General features: G+C 31.9%; 14 protein-coding genes. All 14 read right to left on the reverse strand.

Features of this window, described 5'->3' with window-relative positions; translation table 11 throughout:
* The coding region (locus AB3I00_RS14305) for an ATP-binding protein (RefSeq protein WP_368025566.1) at positions 1 to 2,172 on the reverse strand (2,172 nt) is incomplete at its 3' end.
* Positions 2,173 to 2,193: 21 nt separating this feature from the next.
* On the reverse strand, positions 2,194 to 2,577 hold the full coding sequence (locus AB3I00_RS14310; RefSeq protein WP_368025567.1) for a TcpE family conjugal transfer membrane protein: 384 nt from the start codon (positions 2,575 to 2,577) through the stop codon (positions 2,194 to 2,196).
* A gap of 18 nt (positions 2,578 to 2,595) precedes the next feature.
* Entirely contained in the window at positions 2,596 to 2,820 is a 225-nt protein-coding gene (locus AB3I00_RS14315) for a hypothetical protein (protein WP_368025568.1), read from the reverse strand.
* Between the two features lie 6 nt (positions 2,821 to 2,826).
* Positions 2,827 to 3,801, reverse strand: coding sequence for a conjugal transfer protein (locus tag AB3I00_RS14320; protein ID WP_368025569.1), 975 nt, complete (start codon positions 3,799 to 3,801; stop codon positions 2,827 to 2,829).
* A gap of 215 nt (positions 3,802 to 4,016) precedes the next feature.
* Entirely contained in the window at positions 4,017 to 5,090 is a 1,074-nt protein-coding gene (locus tag AB3I00_RS14325; protein ID WP_368025570.1) for a hypothetical protein, read from the reverse strand.
* Between the two features lie 7 nt (positions 5,091 to 5,097).
* Positions 5,098 to 5,616, reverse strand: coding sequence for a hypothetical protein (locus tag AB3I00_RS14330; protein ID WP_368025571.1), 519 nt, complete (start codon positions 5,614 to 5,616; stop codon positions 5,098 to 5,100).
* Positions 5,617 to 5,638: 22 nt separating this feature from the next.
* The gene (locus AB3I00_RS14335; protein ID WP_368025572.1) at positions 5,639 to 6,859 is read right to left on the reverse strand and encodes a replication initiation factor domain-containing protein; all 1,221 of its coding nucleotides are present in this window, start codon (positions 6,857 to 6,859) and stop codon (positions 5,639 to 5,641) included.
* A gap of 311 nt (positions 6,860 to 7,170) precedes the next feature.
* On the reverse strand, positions 7,171 to 7,503 hold the full coding sequence (locus AB3I00_RS14340; protein ID WP_368025573.1) for a hypothetical protein: 333 nt from the start codon (positions 7,501 to 7,503) through the stop codon (positions 7,171 to 7,173).
* A gap of 5 nt (positions 7,504 to 7,508) precedes the next feature.
* The gene (locus AB3I00_RS14345) at positions 7,509 to 9,089 is read right to left on the reverse strand and encodes an FtsK/SpoIIIE domain-containing protein (RefSeq protein WP_368025574.1); all 1,581 of its coding nucleotides are present in this window, start codon (positions 9,087 to 9,089) and stop codon (positions 7,509 to 7,511) included.
* Positions 9,090 to 9,105: 16 nt separating this feature from the next.
* The gene (locus AB3I00_RS14350) at positions 9,106 to 9,327 is read right to left on the reverse strand and encodes a hypothetical protein (protein ID WP_368025575.1); all 222 of its coding nucleotides are present in this window, start codon (positions 9,325 to 9,327) and stop codon (positions 9,106 to 9,108) included.
* 34 nt (positions 9,328 to 9,361) lie between these two features.
* Entirely contained in the window at positions 9,362 to 9,691 is a 330-nt protein-coding gene (locus tag AB3I00_RS14355; RefSeq protein WP_368025576.1) for a hypothetical protein, read from the reverse strand.
* Positions 9,692 to 9,744: 53 nt separating this feature from the next.
* Positions 9,745 to 10,095 (reverse strand): hypothetical protein, encoded by a 351-nt coding sequence (locus AB3I00_RS14360; RefSeq protein WP_368025577.1) that lies wholly within the window; start codon positions 10,093 to 10,095, stop codon positions 9,745 to 9,747.
* Between the two features lie 77 nt (positions 10,096 to 10,172).
* Positions 10,173 to 10,403 carry a hypothetical protein gene (locus AB3I00_RS14365; protein WP_368025578.1) on the reverse strand — a complete coding sequence of 77 codons (231 nt, stop codon included), beginning with the start codon at positions 10,401 to 10,403 and terminating at the stop codon, positions 10,173 to 10,175.
* Positions 10,404 to 10,501: 98 nt separating this feature from the next.
* The gene (locus AB3I00_RS14370; protein WP_368025579.1) at positions 10,502 to 10,897 is read right to left on the reverse strand and encodes a YopX family protein; all 396 of its coding nucleotides are present in this window, start codon (positions 10,895 to 10,897) and stop codon (positions 10,502 to 10,504) included.
* Positions 10,898 to 10,984 lie beyond the last annotated feature (87 nt).

The following is a 10,984-nucleotide window of genomic DNA, read 5'->3' on the forward strand; positions in this document are numbered from 1 at the left end:
AGAAGATTGCAAAATCCATGCTTCATCAAAAAATGAAACCGTCGGCTTGGAGCGATCACGAGAACCAAATGCACTACAAAATTCACCAAGTGAATACATTAAAGCAGTTGACAAGCGTTCATTATCATCTAGTTTTCCATGCTTATCTTTTGGCAAACGCAACCCCTCAATTTCTAAAATGGTCACTTTTTCATCAAAAGACAAGCCTTCAACTTCCCCATAACTAAATGCTAATTCTAAAATAGAGCCTTTAACTAATGTTCGTAAAAAATCGCCCATATCACGAACTTCTTTAGCTTCACTCTTTAACATTCCATCTAATACATGATAAAGACCAACTTGTTCGCCTTCTACCCGCCGTTGGATCACTTCATCTAAAATCTTCATTAATGCCGTACGTGGCGCAAGTTTCCATTCCCCATCATACAAACTAAATAACATAGATCGAGCAACTGCCCTTGCTTCACGTTCTTCAAAAAGAACAATTGGATCTAACACGCCACGATTTTCTTCTTTATGAGAATCTAATGTAACATAATTGAATGTTTTCAAAAAATTCACTAATGCTGGATTCTTCTTTTGCATTTTTTCATCATTAATTATTTCTAAAAATCGCACCCGCATTTCAGCTTTCGGATCAATATACAATACTTGACTTTCCAACAAGGCACAACACATAAACAATGATTTACCAGCAACTGATTTTCCATTTCCTGTATCTCCAGTGAAAAGAATATGAGGATTATGAGTTTTCTTTCCTTTTACTCCTTGTTGATTGGCTAAGAATAAATTGAGAAATACCATATTTTTAGAACTAGCTACTACTGATTTTACATCTGCTTTTTCTTCTAACGTGCTATCCACACGACCAATGTAAAATCCTGTACGTGTTCCAGCTTTAAGAGAAGTAAAAAAATTCAATTCACACAATGCACGTAACGTCGTCGTATGCCCACCAAAATTTATTTTTCGGTGTGAGAAATTGCCATATAACGAGTTCTCAAATAAAAAATAATTATCGCATTTTCCCGATACAACTGTTACACCAATACTCTCTAAACGGTGTTCTAAATACTTTTGCCTACGTAATACCGATTCACGATTTCGTCCAATGACAGAAAAAATTAACCACCATTTTACAATCGGTTCATCATCATCTAGTTTATGTCCCAAATCATCTAAAGAACGTGCTCCTTCAATAATCCGTCTCTTTTGGCTCGAACCAGCATAATTTGCTTCTTTTACAATATTCTTATTTCGTGTTTTTGCCCGATCAACTACTCTTTGTAATCCACTAAACCCATTTTTTTCTTCAAAATGAATTTGAACAATTTGCTCAACCGGAAAAGGCATTTTTTGCACAATTTCTAATACATGATTTTTATCAACATGTGTACCAAAATCAGCTGCCAATGAATAAACAGAATGGCTTTCATTGCCATTCTCTCCGAAAAAAATCAATGGATCGTTCAATTTTGCCTTAAAAGGTGTACTCAATAGATTGTCTAAACATTTCCCTGTTAAAATTTCTTTTCTAAGGTGAGGATTACCTTTCAGAAATTGAAAAGCTTGATAATAATATAATTCATCAGAGGTCAAACGCTCAATTTTTAATTCTGATAAATTCTGGTAAACTTCTTTTTCTTGTGTTTGAATTTGTTTCACCCATTCATCATTTACTTCAATTTCAAAACCAACACCTTTTGCGAAACTCTCTGCTTTTTTAGAAAGAACATTTTTGATACTATCTGAAAAACTAGAAAAGTATTCATTACCATTTTTTATTAATGGCACGCTCATAAGCCAAATTTTTTCTGTGACTACCCCTACATCTTTTTCTAAAAATAAACAAGTTTCTTTTAAGATTTGATTACCATATTCTTGATTATTTTTGTCAATTTGTTTTCGTAGTTCACCAATTCTAGCACGAATATCTGCATTAACTGGCACACTGCGAATTTCAAATGAACCATGCTCTCTCAAACGAGCAAAACAACGATTATTTTTCTTTTTCACTTTTTCTTTTGCTTCCAAATCTAATAACATTACTGCTTCATCTTGAATACGATAAAAAGCAATCGGTATTTTTTCTCTTGTTAAAGCAATATTTCCATATAACTCTTCACGCAAAGGATATTCCAAACTAACTGCCAAAAAATCCCCTTCTTTCATTGAACTTTTTAAAACTATTCTTTATCTTTTAAAACAAAATTCATCGTTTTCTTCTACTGTTCGTCCTCTAAAAAAGACTGTACCTTTTATTCCTACAATTCTCATACAATGAACACAATCTTTCAAATAAACAAAACCTCTGCGACCAGCAATTTCCGTTTCTTCATACCAGCGCGAAAAACGATACGTAGCAAATCCCCAAACAGTGTAACGAATCGGACCTAAAATAGAAAAAAGTGGACAGCGGAATAATATAACAGAAAATAATATCGCCGTAATCAACAAGCACCCAATAAATCTTAAGCTTACAGGTTGCGCAAAATACCAAATTATTTTTCCCTTAGGCGATCGAAATACTTGTACAGAATAAGGTGTCCTTAATCCTATTTCATAATCGTAATACATTCTCACTCACTCTTTTCCTTAGAACTTAATGCCAAATAAACCAATCAGCCATTTTAAGAAACTCATTACTGTTTGTCCCTTGTTCGTTGCAAAATCAGAAATTAGTAAAAAGATAAAAACAACACTACCGATCTTTGCCCATTCTGCTTTCCTCCAGTTCATGATTATCATGATCACAGCAATACTCGCAAGAACCCATAGAAAATCACCGCTCATAAACGATTTAAGACCACCTGCTGTCATAACTTATCACTCCTCTTTTGTATAATAATGTGTTAATTTCTCAACGATATAAGAAGTTTTCGTTTTTACAAGTTCTAACGTAAATTCTTCTTCTCGTTCTAATCCGCTAAATTTATCAATAAAGACTACTGGTACTTGCACGCTAATTTCTTGCCCCCCTTTATCTAATCGAAAAATCACTAGCTCACCTTCTACCACCTCCTTTAATTCTTCTTGCCCACTAGTGTACTCTGGACTTTTCATTAAAACGGATAATTCTTGACTATTTCCTTCAGCATATTTTGCAAAAAATAATTTTAAAAATTTGAGCATTTTTTCACGTTGTTTCTCATCAACATTTACTGTATTTTCCGTCTTTACCAATTCTTTCGTCTTTCCTTTTTGAACATCAACTGCCAACAATGACGGTCTTCCAACAATCGAATAAACACTAGATTTTTCAATAATTGGTAAAAGCATTTCTTGCCGATAATTTTTCGTTTTTCCATTTTGCTCAATATCATAATCAATATAAACAGAAACCAATAAGCAATCCGATTGTCGCTTAATTTTGACCGTTTTCGCTTCATTTAGCTTACGAAAAAAATTTTTTTCACCTGTAGTTTCTAGTTTGTTAACATCTAAAGAAGTATAAGAAGCTAATTCTTTTGCCCGATTATTCTTTCCTTCATTCCCCCAATTATTATCAAAGTTAATATATGCTTCCGCAAAACTTTCAGCAAAATGCGACAAGGTAGGATAATCAATCGTTTTTTCTTGTTTTGGTTGATTTTTTTCTAATTGCTCAACTTTTTGAAACAATCCAGAAGTATTACTAGTGATTACATTTGTCCGAAATACTGCAATCACTGCAATGACAAAAAAGAAAACAAAGAAAAGGACAAGATAGCGGTTCGCTTTCTCTTGAGAAATTTTCTTTGTTTTCATTTCTGTATAAGGTTTTATTGCACTTTTTGTTCTGATAAATTTTATTTTTTTCATTTACTCACTCTTTCTTTTCACGTACCATCGAAACGGACAATACACACCAAAATATAACCACAATGCGATCATTCCAATATGAATAAACATCATTGCCCATTCTAGATTGCGTATAATACTAGGACTCATAATTGCTAGAGTTCCACCAATTTCAATATTGAACAAAAAATAAAGAATGATTAACCATACACGAAATCCTTTCTTTTTCATTTGCTTCACCCTTCTACTTTGAATAAAATTTCTGTTCGTACTATTTTTTCTTCAATCTCAACCTTACATTCATGATAATTTCTTGCCCAATACATTTTCTTTGCTTTTTCAAAATCTTGTGCATGAATAACCACAATATTTTCTTTTAAAAATTCCAATTGAACGAAATCAAATGATTCTGCTTTTTCTCTCATTTTATGCTTTATTCTTCGCCATTCTTCTAAATCAAAATATTGACCATTCTGATAAAGCAATTCGACTTCTAATCTCAAAGATTTCAGATTCCCATCCACATCTACATAACGATACCAATACTCAGAAAATATCTTTTCATATAATTTTTTTAACTTTTCACTCCTAGCGTAAGCTCGAAGCGTATAACTATTAACGATTTCTAGAAAACCATTACCGTATTTTCTAAATTTCAAAGCTAAGTTACGGATTATTTCTTTCTTTTCTTCAATAGTCATTGGAATTTTCGTATAATTTTTGGTACTAAAAGAAAAATCTAATAAAGTAAATTCTCTTAATTTTCGATACAACTCTTGTCTCTGTTTATGAGAATTTGGATAAATCTCCACACTTCCCACACCAGTCACAACCGATTCAATTCTCCATTTTCTTAATAATTCTCTTAATTCTTCTTTCTGCCTGATCCGCTCTCTCCTTTCTTGATTCTCTTCCTCATCTCTTTCTCCTTTTACTAAAGCAGAAGAAATTTCATATATTACTTCTAAATTTGCCAAACGATCGCTTTCCATTTTTAACATCTTTTTAATTTCTTCATTTCTAGGAAAAACAATCAGGCGATATTTCAATAATTTCTTATTCACTCCTATTACATCAAAAGGAATCTCAGTAGAAAATAAAAAAGAGCGAAAACTTTCTAATTCTTTCCAGCTTTCCTCTAACTCTAATAAATAACTACGATTAATCAATAAACTTAAATTTCTTTTTTCAGCTAATTTTACTAACTCTTCCAAATCAAATTCTGTACGTGGTAAAATTTCCACTTGATTTTTTTCAATTAATTTTGGACTAGCTAGCAATTGATTGGCTACTTCCAAAAAGTAATTCATTTATCAATCACCCCATACGAATATCTAATTTATCAATAAAATTATATGGGATACGTTTTGTCGGATCTTTTTCCCTCGTTAAAAAAACTCCTTCATTTAAAATACTCTTCACAAATCTAATAGACATATCCCAGCCTTGCTTTTTTAACGTAAAATAAAAATAATAAAAATCATTTACTCGCATTCTGACAAATTCAGCCAACATTTCTTTTACTTGACAATATACAGCATGATAATAATAGCCATCTAAACTTTTCTTTGTATAAAAAAGTTTTTCCCCTGTTTCCATGTCAACTAACCGAATTTTTTCAAATTTTTCTTTTGTTACTCCTTCTAGCCAATATTGAAGCAACGCTACCTGCCTTACTCTGATTTTTTTAGCATAACAAACAAGAGAATCTCTTTCTAAATTTGCTGTATATTGGACACATAACAAGCACCAAAATTCTTCAATTTCTCTTCCACTTAATATCGACAGATTTTCACAATGAAATTTTCCCACTAATTGAATTAACTTTTGCCTCATTTTCTCCCTCCAATATTATTTATCATTCAATGCCTTGTATTTCATACAAATACCGTTCAAATCTGACTTGGTGTTCTTTTTCTTCGTCAATCTCAGCATTTTCTACTACTTCATCAATCCAAGAATGCAAATTCTGTTTCCCTCCTAAATAAATCTCGGCTAATTTCAAAATACCACCATATTGCAACTGTAAATGTCGCATTGAATTTTCAATACACCATTCTTTTTTAGGACTTTTTATTTCAATCCCCGAATAATCATCAAACAAATCATAAAAATCTTTACAATATACTAACTCCACCCCCCCTGTTTGTTTATCTTCAATTTTGTCATACACTTCAAACTTTGATAAAAACAAATCCAATGCAACTTGTTCTAACGTTCTACCTTGATCTAACCAACTAAATACAACTCCTGTATAATTTTTTCCTAATTCTAATTCATACCTATTCCAAATTCCCACTGTTTGTAAAATATATTCCACACTTTTTCCTTGATCTAAAGCCAATTTATACCTTTTCTCATAAAGACGTATATAAAGATTATCTGTACCACGTGAACCAAAATAAAGAGTTAATCCCGTATTTTCACCTGCCTTATCACCATCTTGTACATGAAATTTACGTAATGGAGTTACAATTAATTTATGCTCTTTGTCTTGACGTTTTTCTAGTAAACGCCTTAATTGAAAATTTTTTCCACTACAATTGTACATTTCGTCGATTGCAATATCTAAACGCGTCGAATGAAAATTAGTATAGTACCATCCAATCCATTCATTCATAATTTTTGAAAACCACTCAACTAGAACTAACCCTCGTTCCTTTAAAAGAATTTCAAATTCACGAACGCCTTCTCCAGTCATTTCTACAAGAACTCCCTGTCGAGATTCTTTCTCATTTTCACGAATTACTATATTTCCAAGAATATAGCCTGTATCATAATTGTGTATCTTTTGACGTTTTCGTATAAACCAGCTGTACTCAGCACCTAATACTTTTTCTATAACTGTTTTTACTGTTGTACCGAAAAAAGTTATTTTTAAATAATCAATATGAACATGTATTTTTTTTTCTAATTCTTCACGTATTTCTTTAATTCGCTGATTTAATTCTTCTGGAATATTCCTTTCACCAGTTTCATATCTCCGCAAACTACTAAAACTGATTCCCATTTTTTCTGCCATATCGTGTTGACTATAACCTAAATCCTTACGGATTTTTATTAATTCAATGTTTCTCAATTAAGCTCACACCTTTGTTGCTTATTGGAACAATTCATTTTTTACCAATTGTTCCGATTTATCCACAAGTTAAATATTGATTTATCAATAGATTACTCGTAATTTTCCATTTTTTATCCACAGCTTCTATACCCCGTATTACACATACGGGGTATAGAAGAATAGCGTAGGCTAATGCCTACGCTATTCTAGCAATGTGTCTGTGATACGTAGTGCGCTTTTTGCTTGCGCGTCTCTTCACGTCCAGCGCCTATCGCTCTGCTGGCGCTGGACGATTGAGACACGCAAAAGTCGCACTACATTTAACGCCACTACGACACATCGCTTTCTCGATTTATTCTTAACTCAGCTGGATATAACTGTTCAAATTCTTCAGCTAACATAAAATTCTTATCGATTGCATAATCCAAAGGCAATTCTTTTTCAATAAAGTCCAAACGCAAACAAGATAAAAACGAGATATCTTCATCATCTAAAAATATCTGCTTTCTCGGAACACCATTAATATACCATGGTTTTTTTTCATCAATTCTCCTAGAAAAACGATATCTAGTACGTTCTTCTATTTTTCTTATCCAACGGTACAACGTTCTCTTAGGAATTCCTATTTTTTCACATGCTTCACAAGGTTTATACCATTTCATTAAAATCACCTACCTTCACTTCTTCGCTGTTTTACCTGCTCACTATAACTCATATTCTCTTGCGCCTGAGCCATTAGTTTATCCGCTTTTTCATTTTTTTCTCGAACCATTTTTTGTACTTGGTCTGATTGATTTTTTCTAATTTGTTCCCATTCTCTTTCAATAAAATCATCACCATAAAATTCATCTAATATTTCTTGTTCTTTTTTCGTAATCTCTATACCTAAAACATTGGTATAACTCATCTCAGGCATATTGCGGAAAAATTCTACAAAATCAAAATCAGCTGAAACAAACGGTGCATAAAACTCATTAGGTATGCCTAATCCTATATCAATATATCCTCGGCCTTTTACTCCATGTTTATTGATAAAAGCTTTATTTTTATGATCTTCACCAAAAGTCATAATATAGCCAGTTTCTGATAATACACCTAAAGAAACCTTACACATTAGATTATCTCTAATTGCTGATTTCAACACATCAGTACCTGCTTTTTGTGTCGCAATCACTAAAAAAACACCAGCTTGTCTTCCTTTCAACACAAGTGGTGTAATTTTTTCATATAGTTTCTCTTCACTGTAAGTTGATCCATACCCTCCTAATGTCGAAACAAAAGCTGCCCATTCATCAATAATAAAAAATTCAGGTTTCATACCATAATAACGATAATTTTTCCCAATCGTATAATTCAGCAAATTTCTCATATAAACATATCTTTTCTCCATCAAATCAACTGCTTCCTCTAACATTGTGAAAATATCCTCCTTATCAGAGACAACTAATCCTTTAAATGCTTTAAACTCTCCTAATGCTAGTAAATCAGAAGCTTTTGGATCACAAATATGTACCCGCCCTTCCTTGCCTAGAGCATAAATTAATGAATAAATAAAATACGTTTTCCCACCACCTGTACCACCAGTAATTAGCATATGTGGCAACGCATCATACTCCCAATACACCCCTTCCATTAATTTGATTCGCCCATTTTCAGCGACTACTTTATCTAAACTAATTCTTTTAGAAATAACATCAATCAAATAACGATAACTTATAAAACCCATTTCACGTCTTATTTCAACTAAATCAGCCAAAAACAAGTCTTCTAAAGGACGACCAATCTGTAAAAACTTATCTTGAAATTTATTTCCAATTTTAAAAGTAAATTCATCCATTTCTCTATCTGTCCGATAATATACCTTAGGTAATCTTCGTATTTCTTTTTGTCTGCCGTCTGATTTTACTATCTTTTTTTCTACAATATCATTACCATTTAAATATTCCGCTAATAATTGCTTTTTGTATTGTCTAAAAAAGAAGCCATTTTTTTGCTTTGAAGTTTCAATTAACCATTTGGAAACATACATCGCTAAAATTAATACGACAACTGTAACAAGAATTGGTACAAATAATAATGAAATATCCAATTCTCCTTGCATTTTACTAACTAATGGATAAGTTATTTTATAATGATACCAACCTAACATCATAAAAAAAGGAACACAAAATACCAACCACCATTTTCTTAATAAATTACAATGATACAGTCTTACCCTTATTCCACGATAAACAAATATCTTGAACATACACACTCTCCTTTATTTATAGATTACTATAAGACACATACCCAAACGCAAAACTTTTCCCTAGCATTGCTTGTTTTACTTCATTTGTCCACTCTCCTACGTATTGTGAAATAAACATAGATTCTGGTAAATTCTGTGGATTTGGATATTTTTCGATTAATCGTCGCAACAAATCACTTTTATCATTTTCTACTAAGTACACTTTGCCCGTTTTAGCTCCTATAAGAACAAAAGTCATCTTTTCCTCCTCCCTGAATTATTATGTTTTTTTATTAAACACTAAATCCTTTTCTTAATGCCTGACTAAACTTTTTATCATTTGTCTTATACCAAATTGAAATGGACGACTGAGGATATTTTTTTACTTTTTGATTCATCTCTCGAATAATCTCTTCATTTGTCCATCCAACAGATTTCGCCCAATAAATCAAACGACCAATTTCATCTGGTACAAATATTTTTCTTTTTGCATTTATTATTTTTGCAATTTTTTTGAAAAAATAATAAATAATAACAACTGGAATTAGATATGGAATCAAAAGAAAAAGCCAAATGTAAAAAGATATTCTGACTGATTTTTTTAATAATTTTATATTTTCCATAATGTCTCGCTCCCTAAATAGTTCACTTCTCCCTTATACTTAAATCAATCATTTTATACGTTATTTAAGCACTTTTTTTGAATCTCACGTGCAGATTCTAAAATTGTATGATTTTTCGTTTTAAAATAACCATGCTCCAAGATATATATCATAAAAGAAGAAACCTTCTTTAACGCATATTTCTCTTCTATATCAGTGAAATAAATTTTAATCAATTCTGTTTTCTGCTTCTTTTTATTAAAATAATATTTACAAAAATCATAAACTAATACTCCTTGTATTAGTTCTCTACTTTCCACAGCTAAAAAACAATCTCGAGAAACAGACAAAAAATACAAATATTCCCCTTCACTCTCTAACACTAAAAAACCCAAACTTTTCATATTTTCTATCATTTCAGACATTTTTATCACCCGAAAATTATATCTTGTCTTTTCACAACATTCTTATCTTTGTCTGATTTTCAAACTCCTATTCGTTGTTATTCCTCCTTTAGAAATAAATTAGGAAAATCATCAGCGTATATCTCTATGGCGCCAAACAACTTAATTGCTGATTCTGGTTTCCCATACATATCACAACTGATTAAACGATCATAGTAATCCTGACTAATTGTTTTTCCTTTGTATTGATAACGTATAGCAGCAGTATAATATACTGCTATCTGGTTCAAATAAAGATATTTTGCTAAATCAGCCGATATCCGTAACAAAATGATTCTATTCTTCCTCTTAGTCCCACAATTTAACAATGCAGGAACATTCCCATTTTCATCTTTTAACAAATCGATATAGTCAGTAGCTAATATAATTACTCTACCTCCAATAACTCTGGATTCTCGTATATATTCCCAATAATTTCTTCCTTACCTGTCCAACAATAACCATTATTCACTCTCGAAAGATACCACATCGGCATTCCTCCAAGAAACATCCCATCATATTTCTCTAACCAAATAACCTCATGAAGACAACCACTAATACATCGAATAATATCGCCTTGATAGACCTCTTTATTATTCTTATCTTTCAATCCAGTAGATTGCATGAGTTCAGCTTGTTTACCAACCTCAAAAACATCACACCAACCTTCAACGGTAACATGTGTCCCTTCAATCCCTAAGAAACTATGCCCTCTTGTATCAAATGCTAAAACATCTTGCATTTCCTGTTCCTCTTTCAACCAAGCTCTAAATTTAGGCATCATTTTGAGCATCCCTCCGTAAATGAATATTAATGTACTCTTCCACCAAGGCATTTACTATCATTTAAAAAAATAACGTCGTTGGAATGG

It is taken from the genome of Enterococcus sp. C76, from assembly GCF_040886985.1.
GTDB classification, from domain to species: Bacteria; Bacillota; Bacilli; order Lactobacillales; family Enterococcaceae; genus Enterococcus_B; species Enterococcus_B lactis.